Source organism: Bifidobacterium sp. (genome assembly GCF_022647885.1).
Lineage (GTDB): Bacteria > Actinomycetota > Actinomycetes > Actinomycetales > Bifidobacteriaceae > Bombiscardovia.
Genome location: NZ_JALCLM010000001.1, coordinates 1,385,633 through 1,411,436, shown reverse-complemented (window position 1 = coordinate 1,411,436; position 25,804 = coordinate 1,385,633). Strand labels below are relative to the sequence as shown.

Annotated in this window: 23 protein-coding genes; all 23 read left to right on the top strand. The window is 47.4% G+C overall.

What is annotated here, in order from left to right; genetic code table 11:
• Positions 1–59: 59 nt before the first annotated feature.
• The 23 genes from LKI20_RS06095 (at position 60) to purH (ending at position 25,731) form a co-directional block, all read left to right on the top strand.
• Positions 60–971, top strand: a complete 912-nt coding sequence (locus LKI20_RS06095; protein WP_291773401.1) for an ABC transporter permease — start codon at positions 60–62, stop codon at positions 969–971.
• A 13-nt stretch (positions 972–984) separates the two neighbouring features.
• Positions 985–1,950 carry a carbohydrate ABC transporter permease gene (locus LKI20_RS06090; RefSeq protein WP_291771603.1) on the top strand — a complete coding sequence of 322 codons (966 nt, stop codon included), beginning with the start codon at positions 985–987 and terminating at the stop codon, positions 1,948–1,950.
• Positions 1,951–2,093: 143 nt separating this feature from the next.
• On the top strand, positions 2,094–2,777 hold the full coding sequence (locus tag LKI20_RS06085) for a YesL family protein (RefSeq protein ID WP_291771601.1): 684 nt from the start codon (positions 2,094–2,096) through the stop codon (positions 2,775–2,777).
• A gap of 2 nt (positions 2,778–2,779) precedes the next feature.
• A complete protein-coding gene (locus LKI20_RS06080; protein ID WP_291771599.1) occupies positions 2,780–4,873 on the top strand; it encodes a glycoside hydrolase family 32 protein in 2,094 nt (697 codons plus the stop codon).
• Between the two features lie 251 nt (positions 4,874–5,124).
• Positions 5,125–6,186, top strand: a complete 1,062-nt coding sequence (locus LKI20_RS06075; protein WP_291771596.1) for a zinc ribbon domain-containing protein — start codon at positions 5,125–5,127, stop codon at positions 6,184–6,186.
• Between the two features lie 41 nt (positions 6,187–6,227).
• Complete coding sequence (locus LKI20_RS06070) at positions 6,228–7,685, top strand: hypothetical protein (protein ID WP_291771594.1); 1,458 nt, start codon at positions 6,228–6,230, stop codon at positions 7,683–7,685.
• 47 nt (positions 7,686–7,732) lie between these two features.
• Positions 7,733–9,070 (top strand): serine hydrolase, encoded by a 1,338-nt coding sequence (locus LKI20_RS06065; protein ID WP_291771592.1) that lies wholly within the window; start codon positions 7,733–7,735, stop codon positions 9,068–9,070.
• 3 nt (positions 9,071–9,073) lie between these two features.
• Positions 9,074–10,057: a serine hydrolase gene (locus tag LKI20_RS06060; protein WP_291771590.1), complete on the top strand. Its 984-nt coding sequence runs from the start codon at positions 9,074–9,076 to the stop codon at positions 10,055–10,057.
• 209 nt (positions 10,058–10,266) lie between these two features.
• Entirely contained in the window at positions 10,267–12,312 is a 2,046-nt protein-coding gene (thrS, locus tag LKI20_RS06055) for a threonine--tRNA ligase (RefSeq protein ID WP_291771587.1), read from the top strand.
• A gap of 11 nt (positions 12,313–12,323) precedes the next feature.
• Complete coding sequence (locus LKI20_RS06050) at positions 12,324–13,019, top strand: HIT family protein (protein ID WP_291771586.1); 696 nt, start codon at positions 12,324–12,326, stop codon at positions 13,017–13,019.
• The gene (pgsA, locus tag LKI20_RS06045) at positions 13,019–13,681 is read left to right on the top strand and encodes a phosphatidylinositol phosphate synthase (protein ID WP_291771583.1); all 663 of its coding nucleotides are present in this window, start codon (positions 13,019–13,021) and stop codon (positions 13,679–13,681) included. Before LKI20_RS06050 ends, pgsA begins: the two co-directional genes overlap by 1 nt.
• Positions 13,682–13,691: 10 nt before the next feature.
• Positions 13,692–14,690 carry a phosphatidylinositol mannoside acyltransferase gene (locus tag LKI20_RS06040; RefSeq protein WP_434734909.1) on the top strand — a complete coding sequence of 333 codons (999 nt, stop codon included), beginning with the start codon at positions 13,692–13,694 and terminating at the stop codon, positions 14,688–14,690.
• A gap of 3 nt (positions 14,691–14,693) precedes the next feature.
• The gene (locus LKI20_RS06035; protein WP_291771580.1) at positions 14,694–15,890 is read left to right on the top strand and encodes a glycosyltransferase family 4 protein; all 1,197 of its coding nucleotides are present in this window, start codon (positions 14,694–14,696) and stop codon (positions 15,888–15,890) included.
• A 104-nt stretch (positions 15,891–15,994) separates the two neighbouring features.
• Positions 15,995–16,750 carry a YebC/PmpR family DNA-binding transcriptional regulator gene (locus LKI20_RS06030; protein ID WP_291771577.1) on the top strand — a complete coding sequence of 252 codons (756 nt, stop codon included), beginning with the start codon at positions 15,995–15,997 and terminating at the stop codon, positions 16,748–16,750.
• A gap of 6 nt (positions 16,751–16,756) precedes the next feature.
• Positions 16,757–17,338 (top strand): crossover junction endodeoxyribonuclease RuvC, encoded by a 582-nt coding sequence (gene ruvC / locus LKI20_RS06025; RefSeq protein WP_291771575.1) that lies wholly within the window; start codon positions 16,757–16,759, stop codon positions 17,336–17,338.
• A 235-nt stretch (positions 17,339–17,573) separates the two neighbouring features.
• Positions 17,574–18,185 carry a Holliday junction branch migration protein RuvA gene (gene ruvA, locus LKI20_RS06020; protein ID WP_291771572.1) on the top strand — a complete coding sequence of 204 codons (612 nt, stop codon included), beginning with the start codon at positions 17,574–17,576 and terminating at the stop codon, positions 18,183–18,185.
• 1 nt (position 18,186) lies between these two features.
• Positions 18,187–19,254 (top strand): Holliday junction branch migration DNA helicase RuvB, encoded by a 1,068-nt coding sequence (ruvB, locus tag LKI20_RS06015; RefSeq protein WP_291771568.1) that lies wholly within the window; start codon positions 18,187–18,189, stop codon positions 19,252–19,254.
• Positions 19,255–19,330: 76 nt separating this feature from the next.
• Complete coding sequence (locus LKI20_RS06010) at positions 19,331–19,759, top strand: preprotein translocase subunit YajC (RefSeq protein ID WP_291771564.1); 429 nt, start codon at positions 19,331–19,333, stop codon at positions 19,757–19,759.
• Between the two features lie 39 nt (positions 19,760–19,798).
• Entirely contained in the window at positions 19,799–20,389 is a 591-nt protein-coding gene (locus tag LKI20_RS06005) for an adenine phosphoribosyltransferase (RefSeq protein WP_291771561.1), read from the top strand.
• A gap of 77 nt (positions 20,390–20,466) precedes the next feature.
• Positions 20,467–21,714, top strand: a complete 1,248-nt coding sequence (gene sucC / locus LKI20_RS06000) for an ADP-forming succinate--CoA ligase subunit beta (protein WP_291771558.1) — start codon at positions 20,467–20,469, stop codon at positions 21,712–21,714.
• Positions 21,714–22,634 carry a succinate--CoA ligase subunit alpha gene (gene sucD / locus LKI20_RS05995; RefSeq protein ID WP_291771556.1) on the top strand — a complete coding sequence of 307 codons (921 nt, stop codon included), beginning with the start codon at positions 21,714–21,716 and terminating at the stop codon, positions 22,632–22,634. The genes sucC and sucD overlap by 1 nt, the downstream gene beginning before the upstream one ends.
• On the top strand, positions 22,634–24,124 hold the full coding sequence (locus LKI20_RS05990; RefSeq protein ID WP_291771552.1) for a cell division protein PerM: 1,491 nt from the start codon (positions 22,634–22,636) through the stop codon (positions 24,122–24,124). Before sucD ends, LKI20_RS05990 begins: the two co-directional genes overlap by 1 nt.
• Positions 24,124–25,731: a bifunctional phosphoribosylaminoimidazolecarboxamide formyltransferase/IMP cyclohydrolase gene (purH, locus tag LKI20_RS05985; protein WP_291771549.1), complete on the top strand. Its 1,608-nt coding sequence runs from the start codon at positions 24,124–24,126 to the stop codon at positions 25,729–25,731. Before LKI20_RS05990 ends, purH begins: the two co-directional genes overlap by 1 nt.
• Positions 25,732–25,804: the final 73 nt, after the last annotated feature.

The window sequence follows — 25,804 nt, the reverse complement described above, 5'->3', positions numbered from 1 at the left end:
CAGTCGCAGCGGCAGCGACAACAAGTAAGCGACGCAAGCGGCACGAAAGGCATCCAGCGATGCCTAAGCATGGTTCATTCATCTCACGTTTGGGTGAACATTTCAAGCGCTACTGGCAATTATGGCTGATGGTAACACCAGCTATCTGCTTCATTGGGCTGTTCGCCTACGTACCAATGTATGGCGTTCAGCTTGCCTTCCGAGATTTCGTTCCCAGCAAGGGCCTCGCAGGAGGCCCTTGGGTCGGGCTCAAATATTTCAGGCAATTCCTTGAGTCACCGATGTTCGGCAACATTATGAAGAACACCATTTCCATCAGTTTGTGGACGATGGTTATGGGCTTCATTGCACCAATTATCTTGGCACTGCTTATCAACCAGATTGGAAGCACCAAGGTTAAAGGTTTTGTTCAGACCATCACGTACATGCCTCACTTCATCTCAACTGTGGTGATTGTGGCAATGATCAATATCTTCCTGACACCAGGAACTGGCTTGCTAGGACGTTTCCTTGGAGACACCAGCTTGCTGGGGAATCCTAATCTCTTTACCCCTATATATTGGATTACGGAAGTTTGGCAGCACGTAGGTTGGAATTCGATTATTTATCTCGCAGCTCTGTCCAGCGTTGATACAGCACTGTATGAAGCTGCAAAAGTTGATGGCGCTCGTCGTTTCCAACTCATCCGATATGTTGACATTCCAACTATTCTGCCAACCTGTGGCATACTGCTAATTCTCAATATGGGAAGTGTGCTCAACGTTGGCTTTGAAAAGGTGTTCTTGATGCAGAACGCTCTTAACTTGTCATCTTCAGAAGTGATTTCGACATACACCTACAAGATAGGTATCGTGTCCAATCAGTTCTCTTATTCGACAGCTATAGGACTGTTCAATACATTAATCAACTTCGTGTTCCTCGTCATCGCCAATACGATCTCGAAGAGAGTTTCCGAAACCAGTATCTTCTGAGGGGGGAATCACTATGACATCAACAATTTTGCAAGGATCTTCCGGTCAGCCGGAAACTTCTAAAATCAGTGGAAACGATATTCCCTGGAATAAAAAAACGAAACAATCCAAAACGCTTAGTGACCGCATAGCCGACGGACTGATTGCCGTACTCGTTGTCGCAATCATTCTGGTAGTGCTTTACCCACTATGGTTCATTGTTATCGCTTCATTCTCTGATCCAACGAAAGTTGCTATTGGTGAGGTACTTACCCTCCCTAAAGGCACTAATTTCACCGGATACACGAAGATATTCGCCGATTCTCGAATCTGGACCGGTTATAAAAACACCCTGATTTATGCTTTCGCAGGTACAGCTCTCAATATGGTAGTTACCCTGCCAGCCGCATTTGCCTTGTCTCGCTCTGAATTCAAGCCGCGTCGTGTAATCATGTTCCTGTTTACATTCACGATGTTCTTTGGCGGCGGCCTAATTCCTAGCTACCTGTTGTATAAGCAGATTGGCATTTTGAACTCTATGTGGGTGTTTATCCTTCCTGGTGCAGTCAGTGTGTATAACCTCATCATCGCTAGATCGTTCTTTGAAACCTCTATTCCAGAGGAGCTTCATGATGCAGCACAAATCGATGGCATGTCATATATAGGCTATTTCGTTCGTATCGTTTTGCCACTGTCAAGCGCCATTATTGCTGTGATTGCCCTGTATTACTTCGTTGGACATTGGAATGACTATTTCACTGGTCTGATTTATATTCGTGATGCCAGTAAACAACCGTTACAGAACGTGCTGCAATCCATCTTGCTTGCTAACCAAACCAACTCGAATAGTGCTGGCATGACAGCTGTGGCAGCTCAACGTTTCGCTGAACAGATCAAATACGGCGTCATTATTGTCTCGACCTTGCCTCTGCTAGTCATGTATCCCTTCTTGCAGAAGTACTTCAATAAGGGCGTCATGATTGGTGCTGTTAAAGGTTAATCTCCAATGTTGCGGTATCTACAGGAGTTGATACATACGCCTGTTAATACCTTCGAAGTTGATTCACATTAATTGTTGTCTGCGTGCTGTTTCAATACCAATAGCACGCAGACAACAGAAGGAAAGAAATCGAGGTCGTTCTTATGCTGTCGCGATTTTCAACAAGCTATGAGCGCTTATGCAGAACAGTGGTGATGATATTCATCGTCAATGTTGCGATGTTATTCCACACACTCATGGGAGTATTTGTTGTAGGTTTCTTCCCTTCGATTGCAGCGGCTCACGCCACATACCGAGCATGGTTACTCAGTGATGACCGTTCATGGACTGTTAAACACACATGGTCTACGTTTCACAGCTCCTGGAAGCAAGAATTGAGTTCCGCTAATGCCTTCGGGTGGCCTATGGGATTCCTATGGATACTGTTGATTTTCGACTACTGGGTTGTTAACTGGCATGATGTCGGGGGACACATAGGTATTGCAGTTTCTGGTGCTCTCGTCGTGCTAATAGCATTTTTTGGAGTATTTACACTGCTCGCATGGGTCTTGCGCTCGAATTTTGACGAATCTGGCATCTGGGTGGCGAAAACCACGATTCAGATGGTGGTTGCCAGACCATTATGTAGTCTCATGACAACTCTGTTATTCATACTTACTGTCTGGGTTTGGTATACATGGCCTGGAGTTCTAGTGGTATTTGGTTTATCCGTTCCTGCATTCCTGTCAAGCATTGTGGTGTATTCCTATGCCAGGCTTCCCGGGATGGATATTCACAGCATGGTGGCAGCTACCAGTGCTTCACCACACGTTACGGAAGGCAAATAGCCATGACATCACTGATGACGCCATCGCACATCGAGCACCAGAGCATTCATACCTTCAAGGCCAATAACTACACCACAGTAGAGTTATTCGTTGAAAGGGATTGCGCGGGGGACAGCCCGACGGACCATCGCAAGGCAGGAGTTGCCATAGTTTCAAATGAAACAGGCGAACGCCAAGAGACTTTTCTTGATTCGGCACAACGCCGTAGTCACGTTGCGCTCCCACTCGATGGTTCCTCATCCTATGCTCTGCTCACCACGCACGCACGAATCACATATTCCTATCTCTCTGGTGGACCTGATTTGCTCGAGAGGGGTGTGCGATTCCTCGACGTGCAAGGAATAGATACCGACGCTGCTTCAGACCGTAATCCAGAAGGACGTATTGTTGCTGACTGCGACGATACATGGTTAGAGCACAATGTTGAGAGTGCAGACAATCTCGCAACTTTCTACGAGCACTACAACCGTCCACGTTCACATTTTGAGCCCTTTGAACACTGGATGAATGATCCCAATGGTTTATGCCGATTCCAGGGCAAATACCACATGTTTTATCAGTTCAATCCCTATGGATGGAACTGGGACAATATGCATTGGGGACATGCAGTTAGCAGCGATTTAATTCATTGGACCCATTTGCCAATTGTCTTGTTCCCGCAACCGGAGCTACACGAAGGTACTGATCATTCTGGTGGAGCGTTTTCTGGTAGCGCTGTACCAATTGATGCTCAAGGCAAACCTTGCGCTGGTGATGATGCTGTAGCTATGCAATTCTTTTTGACCAGGCACATGGAGCGTCATGGAGATCCGTCAAGTTTGATCGAGTATCAGACCACTTGTGTCTGCTCTGATGGGATTACATTTGGTCCAGAACACCCCGTGGTGCTCAGACCTGTATCCACCGAGGATTCCTCACAGTTAGGTCTTGATTTTCGTGACCCGAAAGTTGAGTGGAGATTCCCTGGGGATGACACCACAATGGTTATCGCGAGCAATATTTCTAAACACTCAGTATCGCAACAGCACTACAACTTCATGTGGTCTCCCATATCCGATTTACAAAAGGGTTGGCATGCAAATGAGCCTAGCGATAATCCAGGGGATGTAATCGCAGATACAGACCGTGTGCCAGCTTTGGCTCTGTTTACAGCGGATAAGCACAGTTCCATGTCAAAACAGGATGATTGGCAATATCAAGGCATTACATTTGCAGATACAGAACATACCGACGCTTTTACCTTTGAGTGCCCTGACTTCTTTCCGCTTGATGGTAGCGATGTAGTGGTGGCAGCTTTAATGAAGTATCGAGACGGTGGTGGGCGCTATCAACCGGTGATGTGGTACACGGGCTCAATACACGCTCAAGACAATGCCATCACTCAAGATTCATCTGCAGGTGCCAACGATGCATCAACGAAATTCATGGCCTCTCAATCAGGGTTATGTGATTTTGGTAGTGGATATTATGCCGTACAGTCTTTCCAAGACGATCGCAACCGTCGTATCGCCATAGGATGGATTTCTGACTGGTTTGAAACGAAAACCGAGGGCAAACACCTCGCCAACGGCGTGATGTCATTACCAAGACAGCTTCATATACGAAATGGACGTTTAATAAGTCGCCCAGTGCAAGAAGTTTATGATGTATTGCTTGGTTCGACTATTGTTCAGCGTACATTCGAAAAAGCATTACTTGAAACTTCATCTGCGCTTAATGATGTGACAATACCTATCCCTGGCAACGCATATTATGCAAACATAGAACTAAGCAACGATGCTGATTTCGATATCATCATTGCTCTTGACGAACAAGGTCATGACTTGCATCTTGTGAGATCTTCAGGGATTACAGAAGTACTCACACATGGGTCACATACCGATGCTTTACACTTGCACGCCGGCATCAGCGACATTCGAAAAATTGAAATATTTTATGACCGAGGAGTAGCAGAAATATTTCTTAATGATGGAGAGGCAGCAGGTGCTGTATTAAGCGCTTGTGCGGGGGAGAACGGGACATTTAAGATGTCTCACGCTGCAGATCAGCAATCGGTGACCTTAGAGCTAAGGAAGTTGAATAGTATCTGGTCATAGCTTGATGAACTGCTGATGAGTGACACCTCTGATCTGAGATTGTTGATGAAATCCCTTGAATAATCGACATGAAATTCATATCGATTATTTGAGGGATGTTGTTCCTCTGCATCCATATTTGAAAACTATATAGTCCTAGTTTTGTCCCGACATGATGTTTAACTTTTGCTTACAGTGAACATCTGAACACCAGCCCGCTGTGCTTTCTATAGGTGCAAAGCACTTCGAGCGGAATGAGGGATTCCAATCTGATGAAAATTTGCAACTCGTGTAATGCTGAAAATCCAGAAGAAGCTAAATTTTGCCGAAGCTGTGGCACGCCATTAAGCCAAGAACTTTCGACACCGAGTACATCCCCAACACCATCAGCCATTCCCGCTCCCGAGGTTTCTGCAACTCCCAGTGTGGATAACAGCGCTTCCTACAATGTTGCTGAACAGCTCTCTGCAAACCCCAATATCTCTACAACATCTGTTAACCAAACTTCGAGAACAGAATCGCAGTCAGAACCAGCTCGGTATATACCAAGTTCACAGACTGCAGGCGGCCCACAAGCCTATGGTCAACAATATCCACTCAACGGTCAAATTCCCCAAGGCGCTGTGCCAACGCAGTTTGCTGCACCAGCACAGCAACCCCCACTTGCTCAAGCACCAACGGCGACCCAACCGAATGCTTTTACACTGCTGATGAGGTGGTTATGGGACTCATTCAAACGTCCTTCGGAAGTCAGGAAGATTCCAGTTTGGTGGGCTATCGTTCCCATCGCACTCAATGCAGTGCTGGTTGGAGCAACAACCTTTTCGATGATCTCGCACCAGTACTCTTCGGTTTCATCACTAACTAGCGGTATTAATTCTTTTCTCTCTGACATCGACAGCTCATATTCTGTTGCATCCAGCGTCCCAGTAAGCGAGTTGTTCAAAACAGCATTCCTCGTCTTCGCTTTTCTCTATGTAGTAGTAGCTATGACCTTTGCAGGCATCAAGTTACTTGGAGATCGTTCAATAACCTTCAGCCAACTTCACGATGAACTTGGGCAGAAGCTCACACCGCTACTCGCAGTGAACTGCTGTGCGCTCGTTACTGCTCTGTTAGGGATGAATGCTTTCGCCATAGTGTTAATGATGGTGGCAACACTGTTTATTCTTATAATCCCAACCGTTCGTATTGCGCAAACGAAGAACCAACGCAAATTGGATAGCACCTGGATGTGGGGCTTTGCGACATTATTGGTAGGTGTTGTTCTAGTAATTGTTATCTTCATCATTTTGCTTGCAGGAGCAGCCGAAATACTCAGCGCAATATTCTGATGCCCAAAAAGTATCAATATACCTGAATGAACAGAGGAATAATGAGTGAAGATATAGAAGATAACGACGATACAGATGACAATTCACAGCGCGACGCTACGCTAATGAATGATTCGGGGAACATCCAAGCAGCAGAGCAGATACCTACTGCAGAAGCAACCGCGGATATACATAGCACCCACAGTCCGTCTGAAACTCCGACATCCACCTCCACTTTGTTTTGCACTCAGTGCGGAGCTCGGAATGACATTACGGGCAAGTTTTGCATAGCGTGCGGTGCTCCACTGCATGCCACGCAGGCAAGCACAGCTCCTATGCAAGGACCAGAAACGCCAGTTCAGATCCCTGCTATGGCTTCTACAGGTCTGGTGTATCAATCAACGGCCGCCATGAATCCTACTGATTACACTGCTGCGATGCCTAAAGCTAAGCGACTATCGAGGAAAAACACCATAATCCTGTGTAGCATTGTGGCACTGTTCATAGCAGCTGTTGCAATAATAATGACGTTGAAATATACAGTATTTTCTCCTGAGGGACCGCTGAAATCTTACGTTTCCCTCGTTGCTGCAGGACAATATGATAAAGCCACATCTATGGTCGACCCAGGCGTACCAAATGCTTCACGCAAACTATTAACCGACTCTTTCGGCCAAGCTACCAAGCATCGTATGGAGCACGTGGAGATAGGTAAGTTACAAGCAATACCACAACAACCATCGACACGAAAAGCAGTTGTCAGCTATACCATTGACGGCGCGAAACAACAAAAAACGCTCACGCTCGAGACGAGCGGCAAACAATGGTTATTCTTTGATGCGTGGAAAATTACTACTCCACTGACATCCCAGATTGCGGTAACAGTACCTGAAAAAGAAACCACAATATCTGTCAACGGACAAAGCATTAATCTTGCCAAAGCAGGAATGCATCCCACTTCGGCAAGCTTGCCAACAAACTCAAGCAATGAGAACGACGACATTGATATTTCTGCAATGAAAAAATACTCATTACCCTCATACCCAGGTAAACTATCCATCGCTCTGTCAGATTCTCAGTACCTCAAATCTGAAACAGTTGCGGTCTCTAGCAACAAGGATGAAGCCTTCCTTGCTCCCAGTGCAACTGAAGCACTCACAACGGAGATACTTTCGCAAATGAAACAGCATATGGATACTTGCGCTGCCAGTGTGGCAGTTAGCACGCCAGGATGCGATTTCTCGGATGGTGATTTTTCCTCATGGACGTCAACAGCGTATACGAACATCAAACGAAGCATAACGGATCAACCCACCTTAGATACTTTGGATGTTTATCAAGGAACATTTGAAAGCAACACCATTCACACATCGATCAGTTATCAGGATCGCTATCTGGATTCGGATCCATGGCAGGATGAAAGTACTACTGACAGTGGAACAATCAGTGGGACGTTCACAATAAATAATGGGAAAGTCACTGTGACATGGAATGAGAATAGTAATAATTACTCATGGTGAGAAGTGTTTTAGCGTAACTGACATGCTGTTGGGGGAGAGGAACAAGCGTGAAGTGTACTAACTGTGGAAAAATCAATGAAGAAGATACAAAATTCTGTATCGAATGTGGTGCACCGATCACTCACGAGAGTCAACAGCAATCGCCAGTATCGCAGGAGCAAACAGCCACAGATATTGCTCGAGAAACTGATATCACAGAAGCCAAGCTAGAGGATTTCGAAGATACGGGTGACGTATCTACCACGGCAACCTTGCCTCCGCTTAGTCCGCAATCTGGTGAAACCACACCAGCAAAGCCGCAATCACAACAAGCTACGATTCCTGTAATACCCCCACAGCAGACATATGCACCAAAGCATCCTTCTATGCCAGCACCAACTACACCAGCATCGTATGCAGGGCAACCACAGTACCAAAACACCTCTATGCCTATCCAGCCTAGTCCGGCACCATATAACAATGGGATTAATCAAGCTGCATCAGCTTCGAACGGGCAGGCACGACGCCAGCGCATGCCATTCTTCATTATTGGTGGTGTTATAGGGGCGCTGTTATTACTTTGCATTGCCGCAGTCATTACCTACAACATGGGAATTTGGGGTTCTCAATCATCGTTATCAGATACCACTACAAGTAGCTCACCATCAAGTTCTAAATCTTCTGCGAGTTCAACAGCCTCAGTGTCGAAGTCAACTTCTCAAGCTGCTACAGGCTTTGATACCACAGGACTCAACACTATTGTCGATGGTTTTTCTACCACCGATGTGTCCGTCGCCGCCACAATTGACGGCAATGCTTCTGCTACGAGTAGCGAAAACAGCTACTCATCTCAACAAGCAAATAAGCAGTTTGTTGCTGCAGGACTCTACTTGCCAATTTATTTGCAGGCACGTGCACAAAACAATGCCGCAGCCCTAGCGTCAGCTTCCACCATGATGCAGAATATGGATAACTCAGCAGGCAACGAAGCTATTGCCTCTCTCGGTGGTTTAGATGCAGTCACACAGTGGGCCTCAGCGCAAGGCTACACACAAACAACTTTTGCCAGGAATCTCGGCGATGTACAAGCCTCAGCGGCTGGTTATGAGAACAAAAGTTCAGCTTCAGATGCATCCCGCATGTTAGCTGCAGCAAGCACGTCAGGCGCTACAGCGATGATGAACTATGATCTCGCATCAGATGGCGTCAGTATTCCTGCAGGGGTAACAGTACATGCACATAGAGGTATGGGCATACAAAACACCTATAACTACTTCATTACGATGACCAAAGGATCGAAAAGTATTGCACTTGCGGTAATGACACAGTCACAAGGCAAGGACCGAACAGCTCAGTTAACCTCTGCTTTACTGTCTTCGATGGCCTCTTCTTTTGATATGAAGTAACTCATGGGCAGACATATTCCAGCACATAGGCGTTCTTGCCAAAATAATAGGCGTAAGCAGTACCTTGCAGCGGCTCTGGTAGGCGCAATCGTAGTGTTATGTGGTGTTGCATACTGGTGGATACCAGACACCAAGAGATCAGCACTGAGCCACGCTACATCATCCGAGATGAGTACTAGTGACACATCTTCAAACCCAGACTTGGCAAGAACTGCTGCGCCGAAAATCAATACACAAGATGCAGCTAAACAAAGCGAACAGCGAAAATTGGACGCGCTCCAAGAACAACTCAAGACCCAAATCGCGGGATATCAGGGAACCTGGCAAGTGTACGTCGCGGACATGAGCAGTGGAGCATCAATCTCTGTGAACAACCACCAACAACCCGCAGCAAGCCTTATTAAGCTGTATATTATGCTGGCCGTGTTTCAACAGATTCACGATGGACATCTCACCGACACCACACAAATTGATAATCTGTTGACCCAAATGATAACAGTCAGTTCCAATCTGGCGGCGAATGAATTGATATCCACTCTGGGCGAAGGCAATAATTCGCAAGGCTTCGCGCTAGTCAATCAGATAGCTCAACGATATGGTTTCTCGCAAACATCGCAAAGCGATTTACTGTATGACAGCGGTACGCACGATGCGACTAAGAAAGTCACCTCAGCACAAGATTGTGGCAAGTTCATGACATCCATATATAACAATGATCTGGTCAGCGAAGATTCAAGCCAACGAATGTTGACATTGTTGTTGGCACAGACGCGCAGAAGTAAAATTCCCGCAGGCCTTCCAACTGGTACACACGTTGCCAATAAAACTGGAGAGATACCTGGTACGGAGAATGATGCTGCATTGGTGTATACCACTTCGGGGGCTTATACCATAACTGTTTTGACTCAGGAGATCGACAGCTCTTCACAAGCACAGGCAGAGATCAGAGAATTATCGAAACTGACTTGGGAAACGATGATTGGATAACAATACTGTATAAACACATCGCGTGAGAGCGAAACAGTGTTGTATTTAAGAGACTTTAAGACATTGATATTGCTGTGTGAGACTGCCGATTGTCTGTGTCACCTCATATGGTGGCGGTTGTCAAATATCGCGTTTGATGGGCATCAAATGCGTACACACACAGTCCAGACCTGCACCTTGTAACGCGGGTCGAGAGTAAGGACGGCACTATGGCAGCCTCACAGACCATCTCCATCAATATCAACGGTGATCGCAAGGAGGTGAATGCCACAGTGACCGGAACCGAACTCTTCGCGGAGAATAAAGACATTATCGCCGTCAAGATCAACGGCGAAGCTAGAGACCTGTATACCCCGCTTCATGACGGCGACTTAGTAGAAGCGATTACCCTCGACAGTGCAGACGGCGTTGCCATTATGCGTCACTCCTGCACCCATGTGATGGCACAGGCAGTTCAGGAAGTTCGTCCTGATGCCAAGCTTGGCATAGGTCCCGTTATTGATGACGGATTCTATTATGACTTCGATGTAGAGAAGCCATTCACCCCTGAGGATCTCAAAGATATAGAAAAGCGCATGCAGCGCATCATTAAGTCTGCACAGCGATTCCAGCGTCGTATCGTCTCTGAGGACGAAGCTCGCGCAGAAGAAGCCGATCAACCATACAAACTTGAACTTATTGGTGTCAAGGAAGCTGAAATAGATCAGGAAGCCGCAACAGAGGTTTCGACCGGCGAACTCAGTATGTATGACAACATTGACCGCGAGGGCACAGTCGTATGGAAAGATTTGTGCCGCGGACCACACCTGCCAAACACGCGATATATCAAGGCCTTCAAACTTCAACGAACTGCTGCTGCCTATTGGCGTGGCAGTGAGAAGAATCCCATGCTACAACGTATCTATGGCACTGCATGGCCCAGCAAGGATGAGATGAAGGCGTACCTCTCTCGTATGGAGGAAGCTGCAAAAAGGGATCATCGTAAACTCGGTGCCGAAATGGATCTATTCTCATTCCCTGACGAGATAGGCCCTGGACTGGCAGTATTCCATCCCAAGGGAGCTGCAATTATCAATGCGATGGAGGATTACTCACGCGAGCAACATCGCAAGCATCACTACAGCTTCGTGCAGACTCCTCATATCACCAAAGGTCATCTTTATGAGATTTCTGGGCATTTGCAGTGGTACAAAGATGGCATGTACCCCCCAATGCATCTTGATGAAGAGACTGATGCAGATGGTCAGGTAACCAAGCAAGGCTTCGACTACTACCTGAAGCCGATGAATTGCCCAATGCATAACCTCATCTTCCGCTCACGTCAGCGCTCATACAAAGAGCTGCCACTGCGCCTCTTTGAATTCGGTACGGTTTATCGTTATGAGAAGTCAGGCGTCGTTCATGGTCTGACCAGAGTCCGAGGGCTCACTCAAGACGATTCGCATATCTATTGCACTCGTGAACAGATGAAAGACGAGTTAAAGAGCTTGCTCGACTTCGTACTTGGTCTGCTCAAGGATTTTGGTCTCAACGATTTCTATCTTGAGCTTTCCACCAAGGATCCAAATAAGTTCGTCGGCAGCGACGAAGTGTGGGAGGTGGCCACCAACACCCTAGCTGAGGTCGCGAGGAATTCAGGGCTTGACCTTGTCGATGACCCAGGTGGTGCGGCGTTCTATGGGCCTAAGATTTCTGTCCAGGCCCGTGATGCTATCGGCCGAACCTGGCAGGTTTCTACGATTCAGCTCGATTTCAATCTCCCAGAACGTTTCCAATTGGAATACGTTGCAGCAGATGGCTCACATCAACGACCAGTGATGATTCACCGTGCACTTTTTGGCTCAATCGAACGCTTTTTCGCTATTCTGCTCGAACACTATGCCGGAGCTTTCCCTGCTTGGCTTGCACCTGTTCAAGTTGAGGCCATTCCGGTTGCTGACGAATACACTGAACATCTCGAAGGTATACTTCAACGCCTTGAGAATGCTTTGGTTCGCTGCGAAATTGACCGTTCAGACGATCGCTTTGGCAAGAAAATTCGCAACGCCTCCAAATCAAAGGTTCCGTTCACACTCATTGCTGGCGAGGACGATCGCAGCAACAATGCAGTGAGTTTCCGTTTCCGTGACGGTAGCCAGATTAACGGCGTAGCTGTAGAAACTGCCATAACTGGTATTACCACAGCCATTGCGAAACGAGTTCAGGTAAGCACTGCAGAAGACTTCTCTTCAGCAACAGGCATCACTCAGCAGTAAGCTAGACTATTATGAATAGCAGTCATGATGACGCTGCCAGATTGTGTGGCGGCTCCGTACAACAGAGTCACCACACAACCGTTCAACAAGATAGCGGCTCTTCGACTATTGGAGAGCCGGTGAGATGTGACACGGCTGACGATTTTCCACCAGCGGAGGATCACATTGAGCGTCTGTGGACTCCACAACGTATGGCCTACGTTCTCTCTGAAAAGCATCAGGATGACAGCAATGCCTCACAGACTTGCCCATTTTGCGAGGCCCCAGGTAAGTCCGATGAGGACGGTTTGATTGTATGGCGAGGCCAACATGTCTTTGTCATCATGAATTTGTACCCATACAATGTCGGACACGTAATGGTGTGCCCATACCGTCATATCAGCATGCTGACTGATTTACATGACGATGAACTCTTCGAATTTGAAAAGACCAGTACCCAGGCCATGCGGGTAATGGATGAGGTTTCGCATCCGGATGGATGGAATCTTGGTATTAATCAAGGAGCTGTTGCAGGTGCTGGTGTCGCATCGCATTTGCATCAGCATATTGTGCCTCGTTGGAGTGGTGACTCAAACTTTATGCCTATAGTCGCTCAAACTCGAACTATGCCGATATTGTTGTCCGACCAGCGTGAAGCATATGCCCAAGCTTTCATGAGCTTATTTGGGGGACAGGCTAATACACAGCCCAAGGAGAAGGAAAACTGATGTTTGAGCATTTGCGCAAACCATGGAAACGGCTGATTGCCCCCATTGCTCGCGGTTTAGTGTCCATTGGAGTCACCGCGAACGTGGTAACGATTGTTGGTGCCGCGGGGACTGTCTTGGTTTCTATAATTACGGGAATCACCGGTTGGCTGTTGCCAGGAGCCATAGTATTGACCATTTTGGTGATATTCGATTCCTTGGACGGATCGGTGGCAGCACTCAGCGGTGGTGGCACACAATTCGGAGCTTTCCTTGACTCCACATTAGATCGTATTGCTGATTGGGCAATTCTTGCCGGCGTTATCATCTTTTTCCATCGTCTCATCGCCACTAGTAGCAGTAACGACATCAACTATTGGCCCGAAATAGGCATGTATGCAGCATTATTTTCAGTTATGACCTCCTTCGTTACGTCATATGCCCGTGCTCGTGCAGAGGCTGAGGGTTTTGATGCGAAAAATGGTATAGCGACGCGCTCAGACCGTTTGGTAATCATTCTGGTAGGAATGGCTCTTACAGGAGTCGGTTTGCCACCAGCAATTTTGGCATGCTGCATGATTCTGCTTGCCATACTTGGCGTTGTCACTGTTTGGCAAAGAATTTGGCATGTATCTCAAAGCATGAGTACATCTCCCAAACCCGCCGATCCTTCGCACGAATAGGCCGAATCTGATGAATGCAATATTAAGTGCATTAGCCCGTCATGCCTCGTGGCTCCCAGAGGGCTCAGTGAGAGCAGTATTTACTTTCGTGGCCAATGTTGCATGGGCATTTCATATCGGTGGTGTTCGCCAATTAGAGCGTAATTTAGCTCAAGTATTAATGCACCGTGATGGATCGGTTGATCGCAAAACTCTTAGATCGACGTCCCGTGCTGCTATGACATCATATTTCATCTACTTCGCTGAGGCGCTGACTGTGGGTGCGAGGAGTTCGCAACAACTCCATGCACGCATACGTGGTGAGGGGGATGGGCTCTCCTCTATACAGCAGCAATGCACTTCCTCTTCGGCACCAATAGCTATGGGACATCAAGGCAATTGGGATTACGCAGGATACTGGGCAAATGATGCCATAGCACCTGTAACTACTGTCGCAGAACGTTTACAAAGCGAGCAACTGTTGCATACTTTTGTGAGCATCAGAGAAACTCTCGGCATGACCATTCTTCTCACAGGCCAACATGGTTTAACACAACAGTTAGAGGACTGTTTGATGCAAGAGCATGTGGTTGTCCCGCTGCTGGCAGATCGTGATTTAAGTAAGCATGGCATTTTTGTTCAAGCATTTGGTTCAATCATTCGTGTCGCGCGTGGCCCAGCTACTATTGCGCTACAAAGTGGCAAACCTCTGTATATCGTTAATATGCATCGAGAAGCCTTGCATGGTGATCGAAAACGACAGGCAGGTGTAAGCACCGGTCATGTATGTACTGTGAGTGGTCCGGTTAATCCACATGATTATGATGACATGCCAACAGAACAGGCAGTCACAGCTATTTCTCAAGCTTGGGTGGATATTTGGACTAAAGACATCGAGCGATTCCCCGAAGATTGGCATATGCTCCAACCGATATTTATTGAGGATCTTGATTTACAACGTTTGCACGGTGTCCCTGCGAATTTTGGCGTTTCGCCACATCCAGCAGATACTCAGAGTGAGAGAATGTGACCTATGTTTGTAGATTCTCAACATTCCGCATCAAATGACAGCACTGACCCGTTGGATGGGCGCAAGCTCAAAGTCGGTATCATTAGCCCTTATTCTTTTGAGACCCCTGGTGGCGTGCAACTTCATATCAGAGATTTCGCGAAGCAACTCATAGCACGCGGTCATGATGTTGAGGTTCTAGCACCTGGGAGACGTACGCATGACATGCCATTATGGGTACAAACGACGGGGAGCTCTTTCGCCATTCCATACAACGGTTCAGTAGCTAACCTTAGCTATTTTGGCTGGGTAGGCTCTACAACCAGACGTTGGGTAAAGCAAGGCCACTTTGACATTGTGCATTTACACGAACCTGAAGTCCCCAGCATCAGCCATAAACCGTTGATACCAGGCTTCGATCCGTGCCCTTATGTCGCTACCTTCCATGCTTCATTTGATACATACCCGTTGGCACTAAAATGCACTCAGTTATATCTTCGTTCGTATCTTTCTAATATTCGAGCAGCAATTTGTGTTAGTGACTCTGCATTGGAAACTGCAAGCCACTACCTTGATCCAGCAACAGATATTTCTGTAATTCCAAACGGCATTAACACTGCGTCGTTCGCGGCTGCGCGGACTCGGTCTGAGTGGCTTGGTACACCAAGCGCACCTACTATTGGATTCTTGGGTCGTATGGGTGAGGATCGTAAAGGCTTCGCAGTATTTGCTAGAGCAGCTTCGCTCATCCTTGAGCACATCCCACATGCAAGATTTTTGTGTGTAGGAGACGGAGAAGCGGATGGACGTAAGATTCTCAGTTCATTTTCCGAAGAGTTACTGGCAGCCACGGAATTCCTCGGACGTATTAGTGATGATGATAAAGCTGAGTTTTACAAAAGTCTGACCGTCTACGTTGCACCGCAAATTGGTGGAGAGAGTTTCGGGATTGTACTTGCTGAGGCTATGGCTGCAGGATGTGCGACTGTAGCATCAGACTTAAAGGCATTTAAGGCTGTTTCGAAGGAAGGCACGGCGGCGAAGCTTTTTACCAATGGAGATGCACATGCGTGTGCTGATGCAGTCATTGAGCTTGTCAGCAACGATTCAGCCCGCACGTCACTTTGCACGCGAGGCGAAGTACGCGCGCGTGACTATGACTGGTCAGAAGTCACTAGAAGCGTACTATCCATTTATGCAAAAGTCCTTGCATCTCAATAACAGCGCACGATTAGTCCTTTGTTTAGCGCTGAATGAGTATTCTTTTGTCTCAGAGACACCCTAGACTCGTTGTCGTTTAATGTATCGAATCTGTCAGGAGCGAAATGTCAGGGCATTCCAAGTGGGCTACCACCAAGCATAAGAAGGCTGCCATCGACGCCAAGCGCGGCAAGCTCTTCGCAAAGCTGATTAAAAACATCGAGATCGCGGCACGCACTGGTGGCGGCGACCCCGATGGAAACCCGACCTTGTACGATGCCATCGTCAAAGCCAAAAAGTCTTCAGTACCAGCGGACAACATCACGCGCGCAGTCAAGCGCGGTTCAGGAGAAGAAGCTGGTGCTGCGAATTACGAGGACATCGTTTACGAAGGCTATGCTCCAGCAGGCGTGGGACTTATTATTGAATGCCTCACTGATAACCGAAATAGAGCTGCGGCTGAAGTTCGATCAACACTGACCAAGTTTGGTGGATCTTTAGCTCAAAATGGTTCGGTGAGTTTTAACTTCGTGCGTAAAGGTCAGATTGTTGTTCCTGCAGAAGGCAATAATTATGACAAAGTATTTGAAATCGCCGCTGAGGCAGGTGCCGAAGACGTAACTGATGGTGAAGAAAGTTACGATGTGCTCACTGACCCCAGCGATATGGTGACGGTTCGTAAAGCTCTACAAGATGCAGGTATTGACTACGATTCTGCGGATTTAGTACTGAATCCAAAGAGTGAAGTAGAGCTTGACATTGATTCTGCTCGTAAGGTTATCAAGCTTATTGACAATCTTGATGACCTCGATGATGTGCAGAATCTGTATTATAACTGGACTGCCTCAGACGATGTGATGTCGCAACTGGACGAGGAGTAATCGACAGTGATTATTCTTGGCGTTGACCCCGGGCTCACACGCTGCGGGGTCGGCGTTATTGAGGCCGGCGCATCCCGCCGGCTTTCTTTTATCCATGTGGATGTGGTGCGTTCAGCGCCTGAGCAAAGTCAAGATTTACGACTGCTCACTATTTTCAATGGTTTAAGTGCCAAAATGGATGCTTTTTCTCCGGATGCGGTTTCTATTGAACGTGTTTTTGCTCAGGCAAATAGAAATACAGTACTAGGCACTGCTCAGGCAGCTGGTCTAGCCATGTTGGCGGCGGCGCAGCGCAATATTCCAGTCGCGTTGCATACGCCAACGGAAGCGAAATTAGCTATTACTGGCAATGGACAAGCAGAGAAGATTCAGATGGAGCGTATGGTGACGACCATTTTGAAACTCGATCGTCTCCCAACTCCAGCTGATGCAGCAGATGCCTTGGCACTGGCAATCTGTCATGCTTTACGACCTGGTGGTGCATTACAAGGTGGAGAGCGCGAGCAACATTTGACGCAGGCTCAGCGCCAGTGGACTGCAGCCTCTCAGCGCGCAGCGCAACGTCGCGGAGTCGGGCGCGGGATGTAGACTGTCGAACATACGTTCGAATTGCTTCATTGTCTCTGAATGCTGTGTGATTAAGTGCTTGCTATTAAGTGCCACTCACAAAGTCTCCTCAAGAGCAGGCTCTGAACCATTCCTACGTAGAAGTATTGAATTTGGGATCGATGATGCAAGGTCACGGGTTAATAGCTTCAAGGCATCACACACTTAGGTACAGTGTATTTACGTCTGATACCTGTTGAGAGAGCAAGGTGCAAGCATGATTGGTTTATTGTCTGGGACCATAGCCAGTGTCGAGGCGAGTATTGCCTTACTTGAAGTTTCTGGTGTTGGCTATGAAGTTCATATGCCCGCAGGGGATCTCGCTTCTTTACACGCAGGTTCATCTGCACGGGTATATACCACTATGAATGTGTCACAAGACGCTATCACGCTGTTCGGTTTTCTCTCAAAATCTTCGAAAATGTTGTTTATCAGATTGCAGAAAGTCAGTGGAATAGGGCCAAAAGTAGCTTTATCATTGCTCTCCACGTTGCGCCCCGATCAGTTAATCGCAGCAATAGAAGCTGGAGATGCCACCGCACTATCAAAAGCTCCTGGACTCGGACGCAAAGGAGCGCAAAAAATTATTCTAGATCTGGCAGGACGTCTCGATCTCCCAGAACGCAATACCACTGACAGAGACAATAATTTAGATTCTGGCAGTCAACAGGTGGTCCAAGGATTAATATCGCTAGGTTGGCAAGCCCGAGATGCAGAGCGCGCCGTACAACAAGTTTCTCAAGAGAGTAATTTCACAGTTCCACTGAGCCCAGAGGATGTACCGCAAGTGTTGAAGTTAGCTTTGACCTCATTAGATAGGGGCCGTTAATATGCCAGAAGACGTGCGCAACAGCATCACGAAGAATTCAGGTGCTCAAGAGGATTCACTACGTATGGTATCCGCAGATCCAATCAACGGAGAAGTACTCAGCGATGAAGAGCTTCGCCCCGACAATTTAGATGGATTTATCGGACAGCCTAGACTTAAAGCTCAGCTGGGTTTGTTCCTTGACGCAGCGAGAAAACGCGAAGTTGCGCCAGATCATATCCTTCTCGCTGGCCCACCAGGACTTGGTAAGACCACACTGGCCATGATCGTAGCTCGTGAGATGAACGTACCAATCCGCATAACCTCTGGCCCTGCTATTCAACATGCTGGTGACTTGGCCTCCATGCTAAGTTCTCTAGAAAGCGGAGAGATTTTATTTATTGACGAAATACATCGTCTTCCCAGAGCAGCAGAAGAATTGTTATACATTGCTATGGAAGATTTCCGTGTAGACGTTATGGTGGGCAAAGGCCCAGGTGCTTCTTCAATACCACTAACTCTTCCTCGCTTTACTGTGGTGGGGGCTACAACTCGTGAAGGTATGTTGCCCTCACCATTACGTGCACGTTTTGGTTTTACTGCACATCTGGATTTCTATCCTCATGAAGAGCTTGAGCGTCTTATCGAACGTTCAGCGGGAGTATTACAAGTCAATCTCAAAGGCGATGCAGCCACGGAACTGTCACTGCGATCGAGAGGAACCCCGCGTATTGCTAACCGTTTGCTACGCAGGGTTAGGGATTGGGCTGTAGTGCACGATCTCGTTGAAGTCAGTTCTGATGATGTCAGGCAAGCTCTGAGTCTGTATCAAATTGACACCGAAGGCTTAGACCGACTCGACATCGCAGTTCTCACTGCCGTTGTAAAACAATTCAAAGGTGGACCTGTTGGTCTCAATAATCTCGCTGCTATGGTCGGTGAGGAATCAGAGACTGTGGAAACCGTTTGCGAACCGTACCTAGTTCGAGAAGGATTCTTGATGCGTACACCTAAAGGTCGCATAGCCACAGATAAGGCATGGAAGCATCTAGGGATTGAAATTCCCAAAGATGTCAACAAGTTGTTCTAAAATCAAGGCTTTGGACGTGTTGAACTCTTCACTCTTCTGCGCCTCCGACGCCCCCCCGATACTAAGGAGTAAGCCAATGGAATATGGTTTTATGATTGTTGTCATTGTGTTCATGGTTGCATTGATGTGGTGGCAATCACGCAAATCTAAACAGCAACAAAGCAAAGTACAGGATTTTCGTCAGTCTTTGCAGCCAGGGACACTTGTTGCTACATTCTCTGGTCTAATCGGCACTGTGGTGTCGGTAGATCTAGACAAAGATCAGATTGTTATCGATTCTGAAGGCACCCAGTCACGTTGGCGTATCCAAGCCATTACTGAGCCACCAGTCGTCCCAGCTTATGTTTCAGATGACGAAGTTGACGAAGAAGGAAATCCTCTAGTGCCTTCCGAAGAAACAGAGCAAGCACAGTTGCCAACACAGAGCGCATCGGCTCAAGAGCCCATTGATGTTCAACCTGTGGTTGATGAAACAAGTGCAGATCAACCATCTGCCTCTAAATAATTCAGCTGTCTCATAATGCCAACACCAAGGAATATACCCATGTCCAAGTCCGACATTACAGCAGGTGACATCACATCAGTGAAGTCATTGCAGACGGACGATATCGATTACATTATTTCTCTCTTTAGGAGCACACGCGATTTTCCGAAAGAAGGAATACTGTTTAGAGATTTCATGCCGATACTGGCTGATACTCGTGGTTTTTCACTGCTCATTACAGCAATGATTGATGCCTTACCTGTATCTGCGGATGAAATTGATGCCGTCGCCGGACTTGAGGCTAGGGGATTCCTCTTGGGACCTGTAGTAGCCCACGCTTTAGGTAAAAGTTTTATTGCAGTCCGCAAAGCGGGAAAATTACCCCCAAAAACTCTTCGCGAGACTTATGCTTTGGAATATGGTTCCGCGTGTGTAGAAATAGAAGAGCATGCGTGTAATCAAGGCGAAAGAGTATTGATCATCGACGATCTCATTGCCACAGGAGGTTCAGCGCATGCTGCTGCAAATCTGATTGAAGCGGCCGGCGCTAATGTTGTTGGGTACAGTTTTGTCATGGAGTTGGAAGGACTAGATGGTCGCGATGCTTTGGAACATCGTCCAGTCAGTTCACTATTTTCCATGCCAGCGTAGTGGTTTTTGAAAGCTCTTGAGGGTTATGAAGCAAGAGAGAGCTTGTAAACGAACACAGGGGTTATAAAGGACACACCATGGATTTGTATGAATACCAGGCTCGAGAATTATTGGAGGAGCAGGGGATCGCAGTTCCGCGTGCAATATTTGCGCAGAACTCACATGAAGTAGCTGCCGCGGCTGATGAGATTGGTTACCCCTGTGTGATTAAGGCACAGGTAAAAACCGGTCATCGCGGGCAGGCTGGGGGGATTAAACTCGCTGCGAACAGAGATGACGCCATTCTCACTTCAGAGCAAATTTTGCCCATGAGCATACACGGACATAAATGTAGTGGCGTTCTTGTCACAGAAGCCAAGAACATCTTGCATGAGTATTACGTTTCTATATCAGTCGACCGTGCCTCAAGGGATTTCGATGTTTTAGCCACAGCACACGGTGGCACAGAGGTAGAAACAATTGCTAAACAGCATCCAGAAGCAGTCAAAAGACTGCATATAGGGGCACTTGAGGATTTCGATCTTGCTGCAGCTACTGAAATGGCAAAAAGCATAGGCTTCTATCATGCTGATGTGCATCAGGCGGCCAATATTCTACTCAATATGTGGCGCGTTTTTAAAGAAAACGATGCCACTCTGGTTGAGATTAATCCGCTTGCAAAAGTAGGAGACCCCGACGATGAGGCTTCAAAATCATTATCCGCGCTGGATGCCAAAATCTCGTTAGATGACAATGCAGCCTTCCGCCATAATGGTTGGATTCGTTTCGCAGACCCCGTTCAAACTGATCCTTATGAACAGCAAGCCAGAGAACACGGATTGCACTACGTCCATCTCAATGGAGAAGTTGGCGTCATAGGCAACGGCGCAGGACTGGTAATGAGTTCACTGGATGCAGTTTCTGGAGCTGGCGAGGAGCAGGGAACAGGTATTAAACCTGCAAACTTCCTCGACATTGGTGGTGGTGCTACAGCAGAAGTGATGAGCAGAAGCCTATCGATTGTTCTCTCTGACCCTCAAGTTGCTTCCGTATTAGTTAACATCTACGGCGGTATCACGCGATGTGACGTTGTAGCCGAAGGTATTCTTGAAGCTTTGAAAACCATCAATTCAGCAAAAGCCATTGTGATACGTTTTGACGGCAATGCCGCGGCCGAAGGTCTAGCCACCATCGACGCAGCACATAACCCACGATTACATGTAGCTCCAACGATGGAAGACGCTGCACAACTTGCTGCATCCCTTGCATCCCAGTTGAGTGCTGTTTCTCTTGGTGTGCTCCCTGAGCGTTCAGTATCCGTAGAAACTTCACAGGAGGGTCGCTGATGACCTTGTTCATCAATCCACAGGCAAAAGTCATTGTGCAAGGTATGACTGGTCATCAGGGAATGACACATACAGCAAGAATGCTGGCAGCAGGAACTGACATCGTAGGAGGGGTCAACCCGCGTAAAGCAGATACGAGTGTTAGCTTCGATGATGCTCAAGGACACACAATCGACATTCCTGTTTTCGCTAATTGTCAGATAGCTAAGGATGCTACAGGAGCAAGTGCCAGTGTTATTTTCGTTCCTCCTCGTTTTGCCAAGGCAGCAATAGTCGAGGCGATTGAAGCACATATTGAGCTCATTGTGGTCATCACCGAAGGCATCCCCGTATCTGATACTGCATACTGCGTCGCTCTTGCACAGGAACAAGGCTGCACAATTATTGGTCCTAATTGCCCTGGCTTGATTACTTTGCCTAACAATGATGATGTCAAGGGCACGAATTTGGGTATTATTCCTGATGGCATTGTGACTAGTGGACCATTAGGTTTGGTCTCAAAATCAGGAACGCTTACATATCAGTTAATGGGGGAGCTTGCGGATATAGGCTTCACCGCATGCTTGGGCGTCGGCGGCGATCCGATTGTAGGCACTACGCTATTAGAAGCCCTCCAGGCATTCGAATCAGATGACAATACTAAGGCTTGCATACTTATCGGTGAAATTGGTGGAGATGCCGAGCAAGAGGCAGCACAGTGGGCACATCAGCACATGACCAAGCCTATAGTCGCCTACATCGCTGGTTTTACCGCTCCTGAAGGACGCCAAATGGGACACGCAGGAGCAATAGTTTCTGGAGGCAAAGGAACTGCTCAAGCCAAGCAGGAAGCACTTGAAGCTGTTGGCATACGGGTTGGGAAAACGCCTGGCCAAACTGCCGAAATAATGCGCGAGGTACTGGCGGGTGCCGGTCAGTGATGAATGAACGCATCCAATCCTGTTTCAAGGGCATTTATGTAGCCGTCCTCGCGGTTGTCATATATGCGGTTGCACTCGGATGCTTTATTTCCTTGATGTTGCTGGTTATCTCGATGGAGGAGGGCGGCTCGCTCTCGTCGCTGTCTCTCGGGATGACCAGCGCTGTAGTGTTGTTGTCTCAGGGGATTGGTTTTACTTCGGGATCCTTTCTCATTACCTTGATTCCTTTGTCGTTAAGTGTTTCCCTTGTATTGCTCATACGTGCTCTTGCCGTTAAAATCGGCAGCAGTTGGTTTGGGTTCTTGTCAGGACTAGTTATATGGCTGTCCCTGTTTGCCGTGGTACTCCATGCATCCAGTTACACGCTGTTATTACCTCTTGGTTTACAACTCACCTGTATTGCTGTGGTATTTTCATTTGGATATCTTTGGGCTCTGCTGCCGCGAGACGAATTTACTGCATCTAAACTGGAGCAATTTCAACATACGTTTTCTAAAACTCTGAGGTCATCTATTTGGCTTTCACTGAGAGTATGGCTCAGCGCCATGGTTGTGCTGTTGATTTGTGGCACCGCAACAGTAATCGTGTGGATTGTGCTTAATGCCAGCACTATGGGAACTCTTTTCTCAGTGAATAACATGGGCTCAGGGTCACGAATCATGACTACGCTGGCGACTTTGGCTTGGTTGCCAAATATATGCTTATGGGCTATTTCCTGGCTGTCCGGTGCAGGTTTTTCCATAGGCAGTTCTGCACAATTCTCCTTGTGGTCTGGTCAATCCACAGATTTGCCTCCTGTACCAGCTTTCGGCTTGTTACCGTCGGCGCTTGAGGACGATCTTATGCGGCTGCTATGCGTATCTGTCCCGACAGTAATTGCATTCATTCTTGGAATGCTGGTACTACTACATCCAAAAGGATTCAGAGTATTACAACAATCCGCGAAACAACACTCTTCCTTGTTGTCTATTGATACCCTCAAAACCTTTCTGTATCCAGCATTATCGTTCTGTTTGGTGTCAATATTTACTGCTCTGAGTTCTGCAACAGCTTTTTCACTATCTAACGGAGCACTTGGCTCAAACAAACTTGCCCATGTAGGTGTAGATGTAGCACAAACCACCAGCACCCTTGTACATTCAATTGCACTGGGATTGGCTATCTCTTGGGTTCTTGTGCTCTTGCTCTTCTGTGCACGTTTCGGACTGAAATGGTTCCTTGAAGAGATTAATAATCGTGCAGACATATCGCATTCGCTCACTGACCTCAGCCAAGATGAACTAGATGACAATGCCAGCATGCAGCACGACCACGATGAGAATGTTCATGGAATGGACAATGAAGTCCACGATAACAACACTTCCGAAAGTACCGCCAGCAAGCGTCAGCAGCAAGGACGTGTGATTAGTGGAACTTCGGGAAAGCAACACGGGACAGAAGCATTCAATCTCCCCACCGACTCCAATCCGCACTCCAAGGAGGAACAGTAATGCCAAGCACCAAACGTCCGATTACCAGAGCACTTGTTTCCGTATTTCATAAGGAAGGCATTGACCGTTTAGCACAAGCCTTTATTTCAGCAGGTACCGAAGTAGTCTCGACAGGATCTACAGCCAAAATCTTGCACAAACTCGGAGTAAACGTCACGCCTGTTGAACAGGTAACTGGTTTTCCAGAAAGTTTGGATGGAAGAGTTAAAACACTTGACCCTCATATTCACGCCGGAATCCTTGCTGATATGACCAATGAGGAGCATGTATCACAGCTGAAGAACCTCGGCATTGAAGCTTTTGACCTTGTGGTGGTAAATCTTTACCCATTTGCAGATACCGTGCGATCTGGCGCACAGGATGCAGAAATTATTGAGAAAATTGATATTGGTGGCCCTTCGATGGTTCGTGGTGCCGCCAAAAATCATGCTTCTGTAGCAGTCATCACTGATCCCAAAGATTATGACTTAGTAGCACAACGCATTGAAAGTGGAGAAGGTTTTGACCTGGATGAACGTCGCTGGTTAGCAGCTAAAGCCTTCGCTCACACCGCAGCATACGATGCCACGATTTCACAATGGACGTCTGATAACTGGGCAAAGCCGGAAAGCCTTAACAGAGACCGTGAAGACAGTGCAGCTTTCCCTGAAGAAATGACTAGGACTTGGGATCTGTCACACGAACTGCGCTATGGGGAAAACCCGCATCAGCAAGCTGCACTATATCTCGATCCTCTTAATCGCACTGGATTTGCTCATGCAGAGCAACTCGGTGGGAAAGCGATGAGCTATAACAATTTCGTTGATGCAGATGCAGCATGGCGCAGTGTCTGGGATTTCAGCGATACACCTGCTGTAGCAGTGGTAAAGCATTCCAATCCATGCGGTCTTGCAATCGGAGCTGACGCTGCACAAGCACACCGAAAAGCACACGCTTGTGATCCTATGAGCGCTTACGGTGGTGTGATTGCATCAAACTCTGCCGTCACTCTAGAAATGGCTCAGCAAGTCAAACCAATTTTTACGGAGGTTATTGTTGCGCCTTCTTATGATGATGAAGCTCTGAGCTTGCTGCAAACGAAAAAGAATCTCAGAATTCTTCGTGTGCCTCAACGACCAGTTGCCCCTCTTCAGATGCGACAGATTGATGGTGGACTACTCATCCAGAGCCAAGACAGTATTGATGCACCAGGCGACAACCCTGACACTTGGAAACTCGTTGCAGGCCAGGCGGCAGATGCAACGTTACTGAAGGATCTTCAATTTGCGTGGAAAGCAGTACGATCTGTTAAATCAAACGCTATTCTGATTGCACATGATGGCGCAACAGTCGGCATAGGTATGGGACAGGTTAATAGGGTTGATTCAAGCCATTTAGCTGTTACCAGAGCTAATACACTTGCTGATGGCATCAACCGCACACAGGGTTCGGTGGCAGCTTCTGATGCTTTCTTCCCATTCCCAGATGGTATGGAAATACTCGCAGATGCTGGCGTACAAGCTGTGGTACAGCCTGGGGGTTCAATCAGAGATGAAGCAGTGTTCGAGGCGGCAGCGAAAGCTGGCGTCACCATGTATGTCACTGGAACCCGTCACTTCTTCCATTAAATTTTCGTGGTAATAGCACTTCGTGCCTGAGTACATACCAAAACTCATAGCATTTATACCTGTAGAGGGACCG

Bases quoted from the DNA above. Each gene is read 5' to 3' on its own strand.
- LKI20_RS06080 (WP_291771599.1), top strand. From the start codon at position 2,780: ATGACATCACTGATGACGCCATCGCACATCGAGCACCAGAGCATTCAT.
- LKI20_RS06030 (WP_291771577.1), top strand. From the start codon at position 15,995: ATGTCAGGGCATTCCAAGTGGGCTACCACCAAGCATAAGAAGGCTGCC.
- LKI20_RS05990 (WP_291771552.1), top strand. From the start codon at position 22,634: ATGAATGAACGCATCCAATCCTGTTTCAAGGGCATTTATGTAGCCGTC.
- LKI20_RS06010 (WP_291771564.1), top strand. From the start codon at position 19,331: ATGGAATATGGTTTTATGATTGTTGTCATTGTGTTCATGGTTGCATTG.
- ruvB (WP_291771568.1), top strand. From the start codon at position 18,187: ATGCCAGAAGACGTGCGCAACAGCATCACGAAGAATTCAGGTGCTCAA.
- LKI20_RS06075 (WP_291771596.1), top strand. From the start codon at position 5,125: ATGAAAATTTGCAACTCGTGTAATGCTGAAAATCCAGAAGAAGCTAAA.
- LKI20_RS06035 (WP_291771580.1), top strand. From the start codon at position 14,694: ATGTTTGTAGATTCTCAACATTCCGCATCAAATGACAGCACTGACCCG.
- LKI20_RS06050 (WP_291771586.1), top strand. From the start codon at position 12,324: ATGAATAGCAGTCATGATGACGCTGCCAGATTGTGTGGCGGCTCCGTA.
- purH (WP_291771549.1), top strand. From the start codon at position 24,124: ATGCCAAGCACCAAACGTCCGATTACCAGAGCACTTGTTTCCGTATTT.
- LKI20_RS06070 (WP_291771594.1), top strand. From the start codon at position 6,228: ATGAGTGAAGATATAGAAGATAACGACGATACAGATGACAATTCACAG.
- thrS (WP_291771587.1), top strand. From the start codon at position 10,267: ATGGCAGCCTCACAGACCATCTCCATCAATATCAACGGTGATCGCAAG.
- LKI20_RS06060 (WP_291771590.1), top strand. From the start codon at position 9,074: ATGGGCAGACATATTCCAGCACATAGGCGTTCTTGCCAAAATAATAGG.
- LKI20_RS06040 (WP_434734909.1), top strand. From the start codon at position 13,692: ATGAATGCAATATTAAGTGCATTAGCCCGTCATGCCTCGTGGCTCCCA.
- sucC (WP_291771558.1), top strand. From the start codon at position 20,467: ATGGATTTGTATGAATACCAGGCTCGAGAATTATTGGAGGAGCAGGGG.
- pgsA (WP_291771583.1), top strand. From the start codon at position 13,019: ATGTTTGAGCATTTGCGCAAACCATGGAAACGGCTGATTGCCCCCATT.
- LKI20_RS06095 (WP_291773401.1), top strand. From the start codon at position 60: ATGCCTAAGCATGGTTCATTCATCTCACGTTTGGGTGAACATTTCAAG.
- ruvA (WP_291771572.1), top strand. From the start codon at position 17,574: ATGATTGGTTTATTGTCTGGGACCATAGCCAGTGTCGAGGCGAGTATT.
- LKI20_RS06085 (WP_291771601.1), top strand. From the start codon at position 2,094: ATGCTGTCGCGATTTTCAACAAGCTATGAGCGCTTATGCAGAACAGTG.
- LKI20_RS06090 (WP_291771603.1), top strand. From the start codon at position 985: ATGACATCAACAATTTTGCAAGGATCTTCCGGTCAGCCGGAAACTTCT.
- sucD (WP_291771556.1), top strand. From the start codon at position 21,714: ATGACCTTGTTCATCAATCCACAGGCAAAAGTCATTGTGCAAGGTATG.
- LKI20_RS06005 (WP_291771561.1), top strand. From the start codon at position 19,799: ATGTCCAAGTCCGACATTACAGCAGGTGACATCACATCAGTGAAGTCA.